Raw genomic sequence first — 16850 nt, 5'->3', positions numbered from 1 at the left:
AAATAAACCCAATCATTTAAAATAAAACGTTCGACCCGTAAAAAACATGAAGTTTCCAAAAACGATATCCATTTTACTGTTATTTACCATTTTTGGCACTACGCTCCCGGCTCAGGAGGCTGCAAAGCCTGATCCAATTGCCATTGTTAAAAACTGCATAGCTGCGAGGGGTGGTGAATCTTTTCTCCGTAGTATTACCACTTTGTACAGTAATATGAAAACAGAAATGGAAGGCAGAGCGGTAAATTACATCACAAAAGAACTGTTGCCAAATAAGGGTAGTTTTAAGATTGTATACAAAGGGAACAACTTGAGGGGGGTAATCGATTGGACAACCTGAAATGATGTCACGAAGAATATCGCCATATTGGTTGTGAGAAGACAAAGGGTAATGCTATGTTCCTTAAAAAGCCGTCCCTGTAAAAAGTTATTATATATAGAAAATATACTGTTCTATATAGCAAATTTGATAGGTTTTAATAAAAACAATAAATATGAATAATTATTTATTGTTAACCTCAAAATAAAAAAGAAATGAAAAAAGTGTTATTAACCACCGTACTGTTTTTCTCAATCATGGCAGCGTCTTTCGCTAAAACAAGGTACACTTTTCACACCACTTGTGGCACTACTGTGCAAATCATCAGTGATCAGAACTGGAGTGACGCCACATTAACTTCAATGATGAATTCTATCAATGAGGCTGACTGTAATGAAACACCGGACTCGGTAGAAATTACCCGTTAATTTACCTATGTTTCTTCATGGCTTCGTTGCCATGAAGAAATTTACTTTTTCTTAAATTAATGATCATATTGTAATTATTTGAGGTATCAGTTACCTTGAAAGAAATCTAAATCAATGTTGAAACCATTTTTTTTTGGCTTTTTCATCCTCTTAATGGCTAAAATATCTTTAGCTCAATCTAAAGATAATGATAAGTTTGAATGGAGCGCCCAGTATAAGTTCTACTTCAAATCAGATAGTCTGCAGGCTCAGCCAAAGTCTGAATACATGTTACTGATGTTTAATCAGCGAATTTCAGGTTTCAGGTCTGTATCCAGATTTCTTCTTGACAGTATTAGAAAGACAAGTAATTATAAGGATAGGCCTCAAAATGAGCGTATTGCCATTGGAATGAAATACCCTTCCAATTTTGAAGAGTATATTGTTACAGATCTTAACAAAGAACAGGTTACCGTTACTACTGTTGCTAATTTAAGTGTACCAACCAGTCCTCAATATACAGAGACTATATTGCCTAAATGGCAAATCAAAAACCAGACAAAAAGAATCAATAACATTTCTTGCACAAGGGCGGAGACTGTTTTGTTTGGACGCAAATGGATTGCCTGGTATGCTAATGATTATACTTTTCCCTTCGGGCCATATAAATTTTACGGTTTGCCTGGATTAATCATAGAAATAGCCGATGCTACTGGTAGCTATCGATATGAACTTGTAAAGTTTAAAAAAGAGCAAATTGCTTATCCCCGGGTTCCAATGGATAATGTGCTAAAAGTTAGCAAAGCAAAGTTTTTGGAGTTGTACCGTACGGGAAAATATACAACAGCAATGTTTAAAAACGTTCAAATTGAAGGACGGGGTCCAGAGTATTTCAAGCGCATGCAGGATGGCATGGATAAGAAGCGTATGAGGGATAACAATCCTATAGAATTACTGCCTTAACCTCTGGGAATTCAATAGCACAATGTTGAGATGTACCCTTTTTCTGCTCATATTTCTATTATCATTTTTAGCTAGGAGTCAAACTATCCTTTCGGGAAGGTTACTTTCACCGAGCGGGGAACCTATTGCTCACGGATCAATCAGTGTAATAGTACCTGCTGATAGTACCGTGATTTCATTCGTATTAAGCGATTCGGAAGGTAGGTTCAGACTTTCTTTTGTTTCGAAAGCTAAGAAACTGCAATTGGCCGTAAAAGCAATGAATTATGAAACCTTTTATCAATCGATTGAAAACCAAACCCAACAGTTAAATTTTAATTTACGGCAAAAGGTAATCGAACTTGCTGAAGTTGACGTTAGGAAACCACCGATTGTGAAGAAAGGAGATACGCTAAGTTATGATTTAAATTCCTTTGCAAGCTTACAGGACCGTACTCTGGGAGATGTTCTTAAAAAAGTACCCGGTATAGAAGTGAGCGCTAATGGCCAGATCAGGTATCAGGGATTGGCAATTAATAAATTTTATATTGAAGGAAAGGATCTTATGGCTGGCAACTACGGGATTATAACGAATTCGCTACCAAATATTGATATCGATAAATTAGAAATACTTCCAAACCATCAACCCATCAGACTTCTAAAGGATAAACTGTATTCACCTCGTGCTGCCATTAATATTAAATTAAAGAAAAATGTAACCACAACGGGAAGAGGGGAAATAGGTGCCGGATTTAGTCCGCTCGCTTGGCAAACTAAGCTTACACCCATGGTGTTTAGCAAAAAATATCAATCTTTATTAAACTACAAATCAAACAACATTGGTGAAGATATAACTAAAGAGATGAATAATCTAGGTGTGATGGATGTTTCGGAAGGTATAACTAAAGAGGCCACCGATAATAAGTGGATTAGCATATCTCAATCTACTTTTCCAACCATAGCCCAGGAGCGGTATCTGTTTAACAGAACACATGCCGCATCGGCTAATCTGTTGTTCAACCTGACAAAAAAAATGGAGTTAAGTGGAAATGTAAGTTATCTGAACGATAGAATTGAGCAGGAGGGAGGGCAAGAAACGATTATCAAACAATTTGATTCCTACGGCAATCAGCAAAGCACGATCTCATATGGGCGTTCTAGCTTAACCCGACTGGGTAAACAACAGATAAACGCAAGGCTCATTCTGACACAAAACACCGATAGCAATTTTTTAAAGAACATTTTGTTTTTCAAACATGACAGATCTAATGATATTGGAAACATTAGGTTTGGTAAATCTTCAATTGAACAGTATCTTAACTCCCCTGAATATGCGTTGCAAAATTCTCTGAGCGCAATTATCCCGATCGGAACCGAGAAAAAATATTCAGTCAGTTTACAGTCGTATATTAATTTTTCAAACGCATGGCAGCAGTATCAGGTTTCGCCTGTAACGTCGTTGTATTTCCCTGATATGTCTTTCGTAACATCTGATTTGATAGTTCAGGATCTATATCTAAGAAAAAGCGAGACAAAAAATACCTTGTCGTCGTCACTCTCTTTCAATGATATTACCTTAACACCTAAGTTCGGTTTACAAGCTGGCCGCAGTTCCCTACGTTCAGGAATTTCGGGTATAAACGCTACTCAAACATCGGCAGATAAATACATCAACAACATCGTTTATAACGTTTTTACGTCATTTGCATCTATCGACATCAATTACAACGGAAAAAAACTTAAAATTCTTGCGGCATTTCCAGCTAAACTTAATAATATCACTGCACTTTCCAGACAATATGAATTTCGTAAGGATCTGCATGTCAACACTTTTGAGCCTAGTCTGCAATCGGAATATCGGTTCTTTAATAGATATAAGATCGTTGCTACAGCAGCAGTTAGTAATGATTTTGCAACGCTGGAAACCCTCTATCCTGGTTATATATTAAGCGGATTGGATCTGAATGCTTACGGCTCCGACATTTCAAGAACCAAAACACAAAATTTAGGAACCAATCTTGTTTATGAGAATGTACTCGACAATACATCCTTCAACATAGGTTATAGCTACTCAAGTAAGCTGGGAAATGTTATTTTTAACAGAAAAGTTTATGAGAATGGACAACAGGTTCTTGAGGCTCTTAATATGGAGAATCCACAGCACTTTACCAATTATCAAATAACGCTGGGCAAATTCTTTTCCGAACAAAAAATCAATACCTTATTTACTTATCTCATTAGCAATGGGAATACGAATAGTTACGTCAACGACAACTTTCTCCATAGCCATAGCCATGCTCAATCCATAAGTTTGAAACTAAACTATAACAAATTAAAGTGGCTCAATATAGACTATTATGCAATAGCATCTTTCAATCGTGTGAGAAATAATTTTAATATAACGAGGATTAATTCTTTCTCGCAAAAGTCTCAATTATTTATTTCTCCGTTTTTGAACCATAATCTGGATGTAAGCTTTGATCAGTTCAAGTATAGTTTTTTAGGTAACACCTTCATAAATTCTTTTTTAGATGTTGGGTATCGATTTTCATGGGCTAAAAGAAAAATAGATTTTGATTTGAAGTGGGCAAATATCCTAAATGCGAATAGTTATAGGCAATTGATAGTAAATGAAAATCAAACAACTGAAGATGTATTTAAACTCCGTCCATCTCAATTAGTATTCGCAGTAAAGTTTAACTTTAGGTAAGGTTTGAAATATTTAATGCAGGGATATCGGGGGCATTAGTGTCATCTGACAAATGATTTCTTTTAATTCCCGGAACAATTAAGATTAAAATAAAAACATCGTTCAGGACCGAGTATTTTAATGAAACCTGTGTTCCATATTTATATTCGAGACGCTTTTTTATATTGTCTAAACCCGATTTACCAGAATGAATATTGATGTTTTTTGTCTGCATATTCCTTGTGGTAATAGTTAAAGTGTCGTTTTTATATAAAAAATTGACAACAGCCTGTTGCTGTGGATCTGAAAATTCTCCATGCTTGATCATATTTTCAGCCAGGGTCAATAATACGAGAGGGATGAATGGAAGTGAAACGATTTCCGGAGAATAATTTAACCGTATTAATGTTTTGGTATTTCGTAATTGATATAATGAAAATAGTGTTTCGACATGTTTGATCTCTGCTCCCAAGGGGATAACTTCGCCCATATGATCCGAATCGATTGCGAAACGCATTATTCTGGAAAGATGGATAACAGCATCGGAAGCTAACTGCACATTATGCTCCATCGTATGGTATATAAAATCGAGGGTATTGAAGAGGAAATGGGGGGCTATCTGCGCTTTTAACATGGAATTGTGGGATCTTACAAGTTCCTGCTTGGTTTTTTGCTGTTTGATAATGTTGTGCAGATGGAGCTTCTTTAATTGTTCTTTTTCGCGTTTTTCTACCTGTGTTTTTTTAAAAACAAAATAGCCTATTGAAAAAAACATAAAATATATGCCACGGTAGATATTCTTCAAGATAAACTGCTGATCTAAAAGATATGGACGCCTAACCGTAATTACATTGATGTAGATCAGCAATAAATTGGTCACGTAGTGAAAAAAAACATAAGCGGCCAGACTAAGCAATATTATTAAAGGTAACCTCCAAAACGCTTGCAGATTTTTCCTGAACGACCAGGGTAAGCCCAGGTCAGAAAAACCATAAAAAAAAACGATTATCACAATATAGTGAAAAAGATAGGTAACCGGATTTTCAAAAATATCAAATATTAAGCCTACAATTAGCGTTTCGTATATTATAAAAACAGACCAAACAATAAAATGGATGGAGCTTCGCTTTAATTTGTCTAAAATCTTTTTCATGCAATTGCTGCTTTCTATGTAGGTTAGCATCCATTAAATGTAACATTATTTTTTACTGACAATATACAAACTAAGTTGCGAAAAAAATACATAAACATGCAACAAGTAAAGACAAAACTCAAGGCCAGAACCATTTTTATTTTCAAAAAATCAAACAGCCCGATTTATTCAGGCTATGCAGAAACAGAACCTACAACTACGTTGGTTACCACTGCCCAGACGCACATCTTTAAAAAGTAATAAGGCAAAGAGGAGAATTTACCTCCTCTTTGTTTTTATTAATTTTTCAGAAACAAACGATAGAAAATCCTTTTTATAATAATCGCCTACAGTCATTTCACAACCATTAACCATTTTAATTGAATTGCCAGATATATAATCGATATGTTCTTCTGCAAGAATGAAACTTCTCTGGAATTTTAAAAAACCCGGATGGTGAGCGAAGATATCTGAAACCTCCGATAAGGTCATATAAGTGAGTATTTTCCGTTTTAAAGTATGGATCATTACATAATTCATTTTACTTTCCACTGCCACAACATCGGAGAATTTTATATTAAGCATTTTGTACCTGTCTTCTTTACTTTTGACCAGAAATGATGTGTTTTTCTTTAATGAGTTGCATTTCTGAGCATCCAAAGAAAATATTTTGTTCATTGAGGTTATAAATTCTCCTAATGTAAAAGGTTTCAAAAGATAGTCATCAGCTTCAATTTTAAAGGCTTCATATCCGTACTGAGTATGTGCTGTGGTGAAGACTATTCTTTTGGTTTTATTCCTTAGTATTTTGGAAAGTTCAATACCATTGATATTAGGCATATTGATGTCTAATAGCACAAGATCAATACAATCAATAGACTCGAAATATTTTAAAGCTGTTAAAGGGTTAGTAAACGAAGCAGCTAAAATCAACCGTTCGAAGCTGCTTAAATATTTTTTTAAACCCTCAATTGCATGGGGCTCATCATCAACGATAACGCATCGGTACATATAGGAGGAAAATTAGATTACCCTAAATTATACTTTTAGCTTTTTCGCGTCAAGCGATAGAACAGTGTTTTACTTCAATGAGGTATTATACATTGGAGGAACTTTCAGTCATACCGAAGGCATGCTCAACCTCAATAAATCAGTAGAGTGCAGTTTGTAATTTATCCTAAATTAGCAGTGCTTACAGCGTATGATCAGAAGCAGGTTAGTAATACAGAATTTTAAACGATTAATATCTGCAATTGGCCGGAAGTCTACTTATGGGTATCTGTTTTGATTTTGTTTTTGGATCTGATCAGATTCTTATTTATGAAATCGGCAAAACTTTTCTTGTAATATTCGCGAACAGTGATGAATAATCCATTTTTCATCTTAATGGTATTTCCATCTATATAATCTATGAAATTATATGATATGATAAAACTTCGATGAAACTGTAGAAATCCCGTTGCTGGACTTAATACTTTTACCATTTCACCCAATGACATGTATGTGGTTACTTTTGTGCTTGTTGTGTGTATACTTACATAATTGAGCTGGCTTTCCACAGCAATCACTTCAGAATATTTAATAGCAACTATTCGATTTCCATCGTCCTTGTTTTTAACGAGAAATGTAGAACTGTTATTTGATATCTGATCTGTTGGTTTTAAAAGCGCTTTGTTAATAGCGATCATAAACTCACCAAGCGTATAAGGTTTTAACAGATAATCATCCGCATCAGCCTTGAAGGCTTCATAACCATATTTGGTATGTCCTGTAGTAAAAATAAGCTTTCTAGTTTTTGGCCGTATTGATTTCGACAGCTCAATTCCAGAGATATTGGGCATATCAATATCCATAAGAATCAAATCAATATCTTTAAATGTTTCAATTTCAGTTAGTGCTGCATAAGGATCGCTATATGCAGCTACCAGATCGATATTTGGTAGGGATTCCAAATATTTTTTCACCCCAGCAATGGCATGTGGCTCATCGTCAATTATGATACATTTATACATTCTTCACAGTTTCCTATGCCTAATTTAAAGAAAAGTTAACTACAAAACAACATGAGCGTGCTGGTTTTGGATGTAAAGTTTCTATATCTTAAATTTCAGTTTTTCAATGCAATGACCCAATTTGATCATTTCCTAAATAGATTTTGATATCCATAACCTGTTCGGGCCTCACAGGTATCATTTAAAAGACGTTCAATTAGTATTGTTAGTGTCTTTTTGCATGTTTACTTTCCGATACAAAACTTGGTAAAAATATTCTCCAGTAAATCATCAGTAGTTACGGTACCGGTAATTTCACCAAGATAATGCAGGGCCTGTTTAATATCCATCGCTAAAAAATCAGAGGTTACCGGATTATCGACATTCGCCAAAACCCTTTGCAGTGCCTGTTCGGTTTGTTTTAAAGCTTCTACATGGCGGATATTGGTGACCAAAGTTTCACTGGTATTGATATGGTGCAGGTTAACCTGTTCCAGCAAGATGGTTTTGAGTTCATCAATACCATGTTTCTCTTTAGCTGTAGTAAAAACTACATTTAACGCTTCTAAAGCTTTACGCTGCATATCGCTAAGGAGTTCGGCCTTATTGACCAGAATTAAATAGGGAATGCCCAATTGCGCTAAACCGCGGATCTGCTCCTCAATTTCGGCAATGCTTTGAGCAGCATCGGCCATATAAATGATCAGTTTGGCCTGTTTCATTTTCTCCAGCGTACGTTCTACACCCAAAGCTTCAATAATATCGGCCGTATCACGGATTCCCGCCGTATCGATAAAACGGAAAACTACCCCGCCAATGGTTAGTTCATCTTCAATCGTATCGCGTGTGGTACCGGCAATATCCGAAACAATGGCACGTTCCTCGTTCAAAAGGGCATTTAACAGGGTAGATTTACCCACATTCGGTTTACCCGCAATAACAATGGGCACGCCATTTTTGATCACATTGCCCATTTCAAAAGAGGAAATTAAGCGTTGCAAAACGTAATTGATTTTATTAACCAGGGTTTTAAGCTGTTCGCGGTTGGCAAATTCTACATCTTCCTCAGCAAAATCGAGTTCGAGCTCAATCATCGAAGCAAAATGGATCAGCTGTTCGCGCAGGCCTTTTAATTCGTTGGCGAAACCTCCGCGCATCTGCTGCATGGCCACATCATGCGATGCCCTGGAGTTGGAGGCAATTAAATCGGCGACTGCTTCTGCCTGACTCAGGTCGAAAGCACCATTTAAAAAGGCACGTAAGGTAAATTCACCGGGTTTGGCTGCCCGGGCACCTTTGCTGATCAGCAGATTAATAATCTGTTGGATAATGTAGTTAGACCCATGGCAGGAAATTTCGACTACATTTTCTTTTGTGTAAGATTTTGGCGCAATAAACAAACCTGCCACCACCTCATCCACAATATGATCGCCATCTTTAACCAGGCCAAAGTGTAAAGTATGGGAGGCCTGCTTTTCTAAATCTTTTCCGGCAAATACGGCATTGGTCAATGAAATAGCCTCCGGACCGGATAAACGGATTACGCCGATGGCGCCGGAACCTGAGGGAGTAGATAAAGCAATAATGGTATCTTGATTGTTCATATGGGCTATTGAAGCTGCAAAAATAAGGCTAATCTATGGGGATATGGTGTCCGGGAAGTAATTTTTTTAATTAGGATTAACTGCTTAATTGGTTAACCGGTTAATTGTCTGGCAACTCCAAGCTCCCAACTCCAAAATAATGCTCGCCGCCAAACGCTAAACCCCACACGCAAGCAATTATTCAAAACATTTCAACCCGAACGGTGTTTAAATCTCAAATCAGAATAAGCTTTTTATGACGAACAATTTACCCCTAACCGTAAAACGATCAATAGAATTATTGGGCCTGATGGCCATTGCAGCGGTGATGGTGATCGGACGAGACATCATCATGCCGATATTGATGGCTTTTTTCATCAGCATTATGCTGCTCCCCGTATACCGCTTTTTAAAAAGAAAAAAAGTGCCTGAATCGTTAGCCATCATTTTACCCATTTTGCTGGTGGCCCTGTTTGTGGCTTTGATTATTTGGTTTTTCTCCAACCAGATTGGAATTTTGGTTAAAGATTTTCCGCAGATAAAGGCCAATGTAACACAACATATCAATTCGTTAAGCGATTGGATCAGTCGCATTACCCATTACAATGATAAACAGCAAAAAGCGTTTATTCAGGCCAAAAGCGATGACCTGATGAACATGGGGACATCAATGGCAGGTGGTGCTGCCGTTACCCTGAGCGGTATATTCGTGTTTATCGGTTTGTTGCCTATTTATATCTACCTGATGCTTTTTTATAAAGACATTATTTTGCGTTTTATCTTCATGTGGTTTAAAGCGGATGACCATCCGAAAGTTAAGGAGGCCATTTATGAAACCGAATCGATTATTAAAAGTTATCTGATCGGACTGTTAATTCAGATTACCTATATGACCATTTTATTGGGGGGGATATTGATGTTAATCGGCATTAAACATGCTCTGCTAATCGGGGTAATTTTCGCGATATTAAACCTGATCCCTTATGTAGGTGCCTTAATCGGTAACGTGATAGGCGTATTGCTAACGCTTACTTCATCGCAGGAATTATGGCCGGTACTTACCGTTTTAGGTGTAATTGCTTTTGTTCAGTTTCTGGATAATAATATTTTGATGCCGCGTATTGTAGGCTCGAAGGTGAAGATAAATGCTTTGTTTGCAATTATCGGGGTATTTATAGGCGGCAGCATAGCCGGGATTTCCGGGATGTTCCTGGCCTTGCCTATTGTGGCCGTGCTTAAAATTATATTCGATCGTACCGAATCATTTAAACAATGGGGTGTATTGCTTGGCGACGAGCGCCCGGCCAGAAGTCCGATGACTTTTCCTATTTTCAGAAAGAAAAAACCGGTGGCTACCAAATCTGGAACCGAAAAAAAATAGTTTCTAAATCACAGATTTTAAAGAAACAGGTAAACGCAAGGATTCTGATAATCATCAGATTTCCTTGCGTTTTCTGCTATATTAATAATAAGAAGTGTTCAGGTTGCTGTTTTGCTTTTCTGCGGCCTCAATAGGTGCATAATTGGAAAGAATAAGTGCCTCGCCTTTTTTAACACAAACGTCGTGTTCAAAATGTACAGACATACTTCCGTCTGCCGTCCTGATCGTCCAGCCATCTTCATCCAGAAAAACATCTTTTTTTCCCATATTGATCATCGGTTCAATGGCCATTACCAGATTCTCCCTTAAAAGTAAACCAGTACCTCTTCTGCCATAGTTCGGCACCTGCGGATCTTCGTGCATCTCTCTGCCCAAACCGTGGCCAACCAGATCTCTCACCACGCCGTATCCCTGCTTTTCGTTATGACTTTGGATGGCTGCACTGATATCGCCGATGCGTTTGCCCACAACAGCTTCCTTAATCCCCAGAAAAAGCGACTCTTTGGTTGTTTTTACCAGGTTTAATATTTCGGGCGATACTTCGCCTATGATGAAAGTATAAGCATGATCGCCATGAAAACCGTTTTTAATCGTGCCCACATCCACTGAAATAATATCACCATCTTTCAACTCATCCTTGTTAGGGAAACCATGTACCACTACATCATTTACCGAGGTGATAATATGAAAAGGAAAGCCATTGTAATTGTAAAAGGATGGAACGGCACCATTATCCATAATAAATTCATTAGCTAACCGGTCTATTTCGAGGGTGGTGATGCCAGGCTTTAATATTTTAGCTACTTCTGCAAGGGTATTGCTCACTAATAGTGCGCTAATCTGCATCAGTTCTACTTCTTCGTTAGTTTTATATAAAATCATTGCTGCAAATTTAGCAAAAGAAGCTGAAAGCGTGCTATTTTTATCTTCGTATACCTTATGGTCGGGTAACCTGCATGCTTCTATGACCACTCCTGATATTCATTGCTAAAAAAATATACTCCTTTCCCAAAAACCATGATCTGTGAACGATATATTTAAAGCATTGGTGTTTAGCTATAAGTTTGCCGGAATATTTGAGTGCGTTTTAATAATTTGGTTCCAAAATCTTGCTTCTTATTCTGCTCATGGTTTCTCCACGTACCCCCAGGTAACTGGCCAGGTAACGCTGTGGTATTCTGTCGATATCGAGTCCACTCTCCTGAAGTTTGCGGTATCTGCCGGTAGCTTTGGGAATGCGCGACAGTATTGCGCGCTCTGAGGCCGCATAATGATGCCGTTCCATTAGTTTTCTGCCGATCAGGTTAGCCTCAGGATAGTTATTGTACAGGAAGTCCATTAAAGTGTATGGAATACAGATGAGCTTGCAGTCTTCAAGGGCCTGAAGATATTCTATAGAAGGACCAGACTGCTGGTCGGGGTGACGTATAGCGCTTATAAATTCATTTCCTAAACTGAACCAGGTACTGATATCTTTTTTACCATCGCGAACAAAACCACGTACAACCCCGCTTATCAAAAAATATAGAGAAGCATTACTATCCAGTGGAGAAAGAATATATTTATTTTTCTTTACATGGATAAGCTTACAGGATCTTTCATGTTCGGCTTTGATCACATTGGATAAAGGACAAAATTGCTCAAGATAATTAAAGAGGGGACGTAAATAAGATGTTGAGTTGGGCATATGAAGCTAATATTGATTACAGAATATAGTACCAGCATATTCAATTGAAATGATATACACCTGTAATATTCCGGAATCAAAGGTATCCTGTTTATGGTCTACACTCACGAATGAGGTGTTTTGTCATCTCTAACGATACGATAGTTAGACTACAAAATGCTTATTTGGCGGGTTAATAACTCATTTCCTGTGCAAAATAGGCAGTTGGCATTAATCCTGTTTCCTTTTTAAATGCATTATAAAAAGTGGCATGGCTTTTAAAGCCGGCTTCTGATGCCATGGCTTCGATGGTTATTTTATCTGATTTTAGGGGATATTGTTTCAAAAAATGATCAATCCGGTAACCGTTTATCCAATCGCGAAAATTTTTGCCGATGTGTTTGTTGATTACAAAAGAACAGTGATGGATCGGCAGGTTAAGTTTTGCCGCCAGGTCCATAATCTGAAAATCGTGAAGGAGGTAGAGCTGCTCCCTTTCCATTATTTCTTTCATGGCGAGGGCATAGTCTGCCAACTGCTCATCTAAAAGGTTAAACTTTTTAGCTTTTGAAGGGCTAGGTATCAGATTTTCTGTTTTTAAAGGAACTAGCAGGGAATCAGTGCTGTTTTCCCCGGCTTCAGGTTTTTTAGTCCAGTTTACCGCTACCAGCAAATAGCCATAAAAAATATAAGGCTTGTGAAGCGTATACCACAAAATAAGCAGCAGGGCCAAACAGTTTAATACGATAAAATAGGTATTAACATACGGTATATTCAGGTATTTTAACATAAAGGGTGCCAGGCCAAACACCTGAAAAAAAGTTCCGATCCTTAGAAAAAAGATAATCCATTTTCTGCCTTCGCTATCGGAGAACTGTTGAGGTTTGTTTTTGAAACGGATTACCGCAATCCAACTGGCACATAAATAACCAATGGCCATTAATGGCCGAAATATATAATGGAAGTATGGTGGAAAAAGCCCCGTTTTTACATTTAAAAAGAAGTATCCTTTCTGGGCTAACTGGGTTCCCACCAAATTCCAATCAGGGATAACGGAAAGATGCCAGGGGATAACATGGATAACGGCCAGTAAAGCTGGTATAAAATGAAGCCATTCCATTTTTTGTAACCGTTTACGGTGCTGAATAAAGCCTGTAACATATAAATAAAAACAAGCTGGGGCAGCATAATAAAACGGTGTAAACGTTTGATGGAAGATGGCCAAAGCCTCGGGTTGACCAGCTTTGAAAAGCAACGAGGTGAAGATCTGTCCGAACCGTGCGAAAAATACGAGGGAAAGCAATAGGTTTAAAAACCTATTCCCCTTTTTCGCAAAAAAGAGATGTATGGAGAATGTGAGTAGTAATAAACAAGTGGTACAAATGAGAAGATTTAACGACTGCATATTTCCAACCAAGATAAGACATAATTACAAAATTAAATGGCTCGATTTTAATTTTTTTGATGGCAGCAGGCACTACGCTTAAAGCGTTAAAAATGAGGAAGCTTTTGTGTGTTGCGGCAGCTATTTCTGTTACCTTATTTCTTCTCTGCATTGTTTTTTTGTGGTAGTTTGTAATAATGATGTAGCAAAAACGTTAGTTTAACTTATAAAAACAATAGTTTTGCGGCCCGCTTATTGCTAGCGGAGAGTGATATTATTTAACTAATGGATGTAGATCATCCTTATAAAAGAAAATTATGGACAAATTTAAAAAAGTGCAAGATTTAATCTCTTCAGTTGAAGCAGACGTAACCAAATTTTATGATGGCGGTAATGCAGCTGCTGGTACACGCGTACGTAAAGCCATGCAGGACCTGAAAGTTCTGGCCCAGGAAATCAGAGCTGAAGTAACCGATAAAAAAAACAGCGCAAAATAATTTACCGCTTAAAGAGAGGTTATATCATAAAGTGATCAAGTTTTTATGATATAACTCCTTCTTCCTGATCTCGTCATTCGGGCCCTGTACGTTATGTGATACGAAAACCTTATTTGCTTCGTTTGCTGGTTACCAGTTTATCAGCAAAAAAATCACGGAAATCATTATAGTACAGATCGCCAACGTTAAAGCTGGTTTGGTTAGAAAGTGTGATCCTTGTACCTTCAACATATGAGATATGATTGATGGAAATAATATAACCTCTGTGCAATTGAATAAAGCCTTTTTCGATATTTAGCTGCTCTTTAACATCTTTCAGGCTTAAATAAGCAATAATCACTTTTTCTGTTGTATGGATTTTGATGTAGCTGTGAAAACTTTCGAAAGCGATAATGTCTGCATATCGTACTAAAACAGCTTTATGTGCTTCAGATTTATTCTTGACGAAGAAGTAGGATTCCTGAGCAAAATCTTCTATCTCCTCTCCAAAAACACGGTTTAGTGTTAAGGCAAATTTAGCATATCCGTAAGGTTTGAGTAGATAAGCATCTGCCTCTGCTTCGAAAGCTTCATAGGCATATTCCGCATGCGAGGTAGTAAAGATCAGTTTTCGGGTTTTGGAGCGGATTGCTTTAGAAAGTTCAATGCCTGAAAGCTGTGGCATTTCAATGTCCATAAAGATTACATCTACCAGATCGATATTTTTTAGTTCGCTCAAAGCTGCCATCGGATCGGTGTAGCTAGCCAGGAGTTCCATATTTGGCGTATCTGCTATATATTTTTCAAGACCCAATATCGAGTTTTGCTGGTCATCAATGGCTATACACCTAATCATTTGTTAAACTCCTTTTGCATATATAACGAAATTACACCTTTTCGCTCTGAAAATAGAAAATTTATCCTGTATTACCTTGGATTTTCTTCGTTAGATGTAATTTATATGATGAAATTACATTATTGTATATCAGAGCGCCTTTTAAATTTAGTAATTAACAGAATTCATAATTGCATTAACCTTAAAAGTTGAAGAGGGTAGATTGAAGGCAGTTTAACTGATATTTATTTGATTTGTTCGAAAAGCGGCGCCATAAAATGGTATGAAATACCAGTAGAAATGGCGGGGTATTTTGATAATTAATCGTGAATTCAATTACCAATTTCACCTATCCGTAACGAAAATACACCGATCTATGTAAGTTAGTGCTAAAAATGAGTGCAGAATGCGATCTTAGTCTGACCTAAAGAAAAATGCCTCAATTTTTACTGTATCATTTTCATCTTGAGATTGATCACCATACTAATATCTACCTATTAACTCATCAGGTTTAAATTATCTCTCTTTCCTATCTAAATCAGCGCTCTTTTTTAGATAGGAATTTTTTATCCTTGCGGCCTTTTGCTGAAATTCATTGTACTTCTGTTAATGTGAATAATAGAATGCTGTTTTATACAGATTTTATCCGTTTATCCTACTGAGTTAATCTTGTATATCTTATTAGAAGACCCCTAAATATACGCATTTAGGTTTTTTTTTTCAGGTTTAGTTCAGTTTTGCACCCCTTAAAAAGAAGGCCGTTCAGCACGCTGTAAGACCAACGAATAAACGATTACCTGAAAGTTTAGCATTGTTTTCTCAAATAGCTGATCATTAATAATTGTCCTTATTTAGAATTAATATAAATAATAATGTTATATTTGTCTGGTAAGTGATTAATGATAACCGACCTGAGATGATTGTAAAGGCAAGACTAGCACATCAAAAAGATTTTCTGTTTAGCGAAGAAATTCCAGATCGGTATGTGCCTGATCATCGATTGTCAGAAAAATCAATAGCCATTAAGGATGCCCCTGTAGCCATCAAAAACTATCAGTTATCTACAAATGGCCTGTTCCTGGTACACGCCGAGATGAAATTTGATGGTCCGGCCCGCATCCTCACTGAAGTAGATGGAGAGGCCATTACCTGTCAGTTTATTTTTAGCCGCAAAAATACTTCGGGAATAGGTAATCCATCAGCTAAATATGGATTGAGCAGACATAACATCAGATATATCCCTTCGGCAAAAGAAGCTTATGATGTGAAACCGGATGCGGAATTTGTATATTTTTTGATTGTTCTTTCTAAAGATTATTACCTCCGCCTGGTTGATCTGTATTCTCCCTTACATGAACAGTTTGTACAGGAAATGGAAAAGGGAATATCAACTTCTTTTGCGGATCAGGATCTTTTTATGACACCCGAAATGTACAGGGCGATTGATGCCATTATTACCTGCAGGCAGGACGGAGAATTGAAACGTTTATTTACTGATGCACGCATTACCGAGCTGATTATGTATCAGCTGGAGCAATTTAGTCAGCACCTGCAGGGCGGCCGGGAACCGCTGCTTGATCGTGATATTCCAAAGCTGGAAGAAGCCCGGGAAATTTTGGAGCGCGATTATATCAATCCACCAACCCATAAGCAACTTTCAAAGATGATATTACTGAACGAATTTAAATTGAGAACGGGCTTTAAAAAATATTTTGGCAGTACCATTTACGATTTTGTAACCCGCCTGAGGATGGAGGAAGCTAAAAGGTTGATTTTAGAGGAAGGAAAAAATATGTACGAAGTAGGTGTAAATATCGGCTTTAAACATCAAGCCAGTTTTACCAATGCTTTTAAAAAGTATTATGGGATTTTACCTAGCGATTTGCGGCTCTGATTCGATAAGCTTAGCAATATATTCTTACTTTTTGTACCGGTAATACCAATGGCCTGGCTTAGTTTTTATGAAAGTAATAGTGGATGCAGAAATGTTGTTTTTAAAATGTTGCCATCAGGGTAGCAAGATAGGCGAAATGAATAATTAGATT

At 37.2% G+C, this 16850-nt stretch carries 17 protein-coding genes; 8 read left to right on the top strand and 9 right to left on the bottom strand.

Going from position 1 to position 16850, the window contains the following annotated elements; translation table 11 throughout:
* The first annotated feature begins 46 nt into the window (after positions 1-46).
* The 4 genes from ACFE6N_RS20435 to ACFE6N_RS20420 all read left to right on the top strand — a co-directional run bounded on the left by ACFE6N_RS20435 (position 47) and on the right by ACFE6N_RS20420 (position 4378).
* On the top strand, positions 47-340 hold the full coding sequence (locus ACFE6N_RS20435; RefSeq protein WP_378939551.1) for a hypothetical protein: 294 nt from the start codon (positions 47-49) through the stop codon (positions 338-340).
* A 194-nt stretch (positions 341-534) separates the two neighbouring features.
* A complete protein-coding gene (locus tag ACFE6N_RS20430) occupies positions 535-747 on the top strand; it encodes a hypothetical protein (protein WP_378939549.1) in 213 nt (70 codons plus the stop codon).
* A gap of 114 nt (positions 748-861) precedes the next feature.
* Entirely contained in the window at positions 862-1689 is an 828-nt protein-coding gene (locus ACFE6N_RS20425) for a GLPGLI family protein (protein WP_378939547.1), read from the top strand.
* 169 nt (positions 1690-1858) lie between these two features.
* Positions 1859-4378, top strand: coding sequence for a hypothetical protein (locus ACFE6N_RS20420; protein ID WP_378939545.1), 2520 nt, complete (start codon positions 1859-1861; stop codon positions 4376-4378).
* Here the strand turns inward: ACFE6N_RS20420 and ACFE6N_RS20415 are convergent.
* A complete protein-coding gene (locus ACFE6N_RS20415; RefSeq protein ID WP_378939543.1) occupies positions 4371-5510 on the bottom strand; it encodes a sensor histidine kinase in 1140 nt (379 codons plus the stop codon). The genes ACFE6N_RS20420 and ACFE6N_RS20415 overlap by 8 nt on opposite strands.
* A 96-nt stretch (positions 5511-5606) precedes the next feature.
* Here ACFE6N_RS20415 and ACFE6N_RS20410 point away from each other — a divergent pair, with 96 nt between their 5' ends.
* Positions 5607-5750, top strand: a complete 144-nt coding sequence (locus tag ACFE6N_RS20410; RefSeq protein WP_186462402.1) for a hypothetical protein — start codon at positions 5607-5609, stop codon at positions 5748-5750.
* Positions 5751-5768: 18 nt separating this feature from the next.
* Here the strand turns inward: ACFE6N_RS20410 and ACFE6N_RS20405 are convergent, their stop codons facing one another.
* The 3 genes from ACFE6N_RS20405 to mnmE form a co-directional block, all read right to left on the bottom strand.
* Positions 5769-6500, bottom strand: coding sequence for a LytTR family DNA-binding domain-containing protein (locus ACFE6N_RS20405; protein ID WP_145854986.1), 732 nt, complete (start codon positions 6498-6500; stop codon positions 5769-5771).
* Positions 6501-6754: 254 nt separating this feature from the next.
* Entirely contained in the window at positions 6755-7501 is a 747-nt protein-coding gene (locus tag ACFE6N_RS20400) for a LytR/AlgR family response regulator transcription factor (RefSeq protein ID WP_378939540.1), read from the bottom strand.
* A 224-nt stretch (positions 7502-7725) separates the two neighbouring features.
* On the bottom strand, positions 7726-9084 hold the full coding sequence (mnmE, locus tag ACFE6N_RS20395; protein WP_378939538.1) for a tRNA uridine-5-carboxymethylaminomethyl(34) synthesis GTPase MnmE: 1359 nt from the start codon (positions 9082-9084) through the stop codon (positions 7726-7728).
* Between the two features lie 235 nt (positions 9085-9319).
* Between mnmE and ACFE6N_RS20390 the strand changes: the two genes are divergently transcribed.
* Positions 9320-10444 carry an AI-2E family transporter gene (locus tag ACFE6N_RS20390; RefSeq protein ID WP_378939536.1) on the top strand — a complete coding sequence of 375 codons (1125 nt, stop codon included), beginning with the start codon at positions 9320-9322 and terminating at the stop codon, positions 10442-10444.
* A gap of 81 nt (positions 10445-10525) precedes the next feature.
* Here ACFE6N_RS20390 and map read toward each other — a convergent pair whose 3' ends face one another.
* The 4 genes from map to ACFE6N_RS20370 form a co-directional block, all read right to left on the bottom strand.
* The gene (gene map, locus ACFE6N_RS20385) at positions 10526-11326 is read right to left on the bottom strand and encodes a type I methionyl aminopeptidase (RefSeq protein WP_378939534.1); all 801 of its coding nucleotides are present in this window, start codon (positions 11324-11326) and stop codon (positions 10526-10528) included.
* Between the two features lie 205 nt (positions 11327-11531).
* Entirely contained in the window at positions 11532-12131 is a 600-nt protein-coding gene (locus ACFE6N_RS20380) for a Crp/Fnr family transcriptional regulator (protein WP_378939532.1), read from the bottom strand.
* Positions 12132-12303: 172 nt separating this feature from the next.
* Positions 12304-13230 (bottom strand): helix-turn-helix domain-containing protein, encoded by a 927-nt coding sequence (locus ACFE6N_RS20375; protein ID WP_378939530.1) that lies wholly within the window; start codon positions 13228-13230, stop codon positions 12304-12306.
* A gap of 196 nt (positions 13231-13426) precedes the next feature.
* Positions 13427-13666, bottom strand: a complete 240-nt coding sequence (locus tag ACFE6N_RS20370) for a hypothetical protein (protein ID WP_378939528.1) — start codon at positions 13664-13666, stop codon at positions 13427-13429.
* A gap of 145 nt (positions 13667-13811) precedes the next feature.
* Between ACFE6N_RS20370 and ACFE6N_RS20365 the strand changes: the two genes are divergently transcribed.
* The gene (locus ACFE6N_RS20365; protein WP_057933955.1) at positions 13812-13991 is read left to right on the top strand and encodes a histone H1; all 180 of its coding nucleotides are present in this window, start codon (positions 13812-13814) and stop codon (positions 13989-13991) included.
* Positions 13992-14100: 109 nt separating this feature from the next.
* Here ACFE6N_RS20365 and ACFE6N_RS20360 read toward each other — a convergent pair whose 3' ends face one another.
* Positions 14101-14826, bottom strand: a complete 726-nt coding sequence (locus ACFE6N_RS20360) for a LytR/AlgR family response regulator transcription factor (protein WP_378939525.1) — start codon at positions 14824-14826, stop codon at positions 14101-14103.
* A gap of 895 nt (positions 14827-15721) precedes the next feature.
* On the opposite strand from ACFE6N_RS20360, the gene ACFE6N_RS20355 reads away from it, so the two are divergent.
* Positions 15722-16699: a helix-turn-helix transcriptional regulator gene (locus tag ACFE6N_RS20355; RefSeq protein ID WP_378939523.1), complete on the top strand. Its 978-nt coding sequence runs from the start codon at positions 15722-15724 to the stop codon at positions 16697-16699.
* Positions 16700-16850: the final 151 nt, after the last annotated feature.

The organism is Pedobacter sp. BG31, from assembly GCF_042464845.1.
Lineage (GTDB): Bacteria > Bacteroidota > Bacteroidia > Sphingobacteriales > Sphingobacteriaceae > Pedobacter > Pedobacter suwonensis.
This window is presented reverse-complemented; position numbering and strand designations above follow the sequence as displayed.

Coding starts and splice junctions, on each gene's coding strand:
- mnmE (WP_378939538.1), bottom strand. CDS start 9,084: ATGAACAATCAAGATACCATTATTGCTTTATCTACTCCCTCAGGTTCC.
- ACFE6N_RS20360 (WP_378939525.1), bottom strand. CDS start 14,826: ATGATTAGGTGTATAGCCATTGATGACCAGCAAAACTCGATATTGGGT.
- map (WP_378939534.1), bottom strand. CDS start 11,326: ATGATTTTATATAAAACTAACGAAGAAGTAGAACTGATGCAGATTAGC.
- ACFE6N_RS20415 (WP_378939543.1), bottom strand. CDS start 5,510: ATGAAAAAGATTTTAGACAAATTAAAGCGAAGCTCCATCCATTTTATT.
- ACFE6N_RS20390 (WP_378939536.1), top strand. CDS start 9,320: ATGACGAACAATTTACCCCTAACCGTAAAACGATCAATAGAATTATTG.
- ACFE6N_RS20405 (WP_145854986.1), bottom strand. CDS start 6,500: ATGTACCGATGCGTTATCGTTGATGATGAGCCCCATGCAATTGAGGGT.
- ACFE6N_RS20370 (WP_378939528.1), bottom strand. CDS start 13,666: ATGCAGAGAAGAAATAAGGTAACAGAAATAGCTGCCGCAACACACAAA.
- ACFE6N_RS20410 (WP_186462402.1), top strand. CDS start 5,607: ATGCAACAAGTAAAGACAAAACTCAAGGCCAGAACCATTTTTATTTTC.
- ACFE6N_RS20435 (WP_378939551.1), top strand. CDS start 47: ATGAAGTTTCCAAAAACGATATCCATTTTACTGTTATTTACCATTTTT.
- ACFE6N_RS20430 (WP_378939549.1), top strand. CDS start 535: ATGAAAAAAGTGTTATTAACCACCGTACTGTTTTTCTCAATCATGGCA.
- ACFE6N_RS20425 (WP_378939547.1), top strand. CDS start 862: ATGTTGAAACCATTTTTTTTTGGCTTTTTCATCCTCTTAATGGCTAAA.
- ACFE6N_RS20355 (WP_378939523.1), top strand. CDS start 15,722: ATGATTGTAAAGGCAAGACTAGCACATCAAAAAGATTTTCTGTTTAGC.
- ACFE6N_RS20380 (WP_378939532.1), bottom strand. CDS start 12,131: ATGCCCAACTCAACATCTTATTTACGTCCCCTCTTTAATTATCTTGAG.
- ACFE6N_RS20365 (WP_057933955.1), top strand. CDS start 13,812: ATGGACAAATTTAAAAAAGTGCAAGATTTAATCTCTTCAGTTGAAGCA.
- ACFE6N_RS20400 (WP_378939540.1), bottom strand. CDS start 7,501: ATGTATAAATGTATCATAATTGACGATGAGCCACATGCCATTGCTGGG.
- ACFE6N_RS20375 (WP_378939530.1), bottom strand. CDS start 13,230: ATGGAATGGCTTCATTTTATACCAGCTTTACTGGCCGTTATCCATGTT.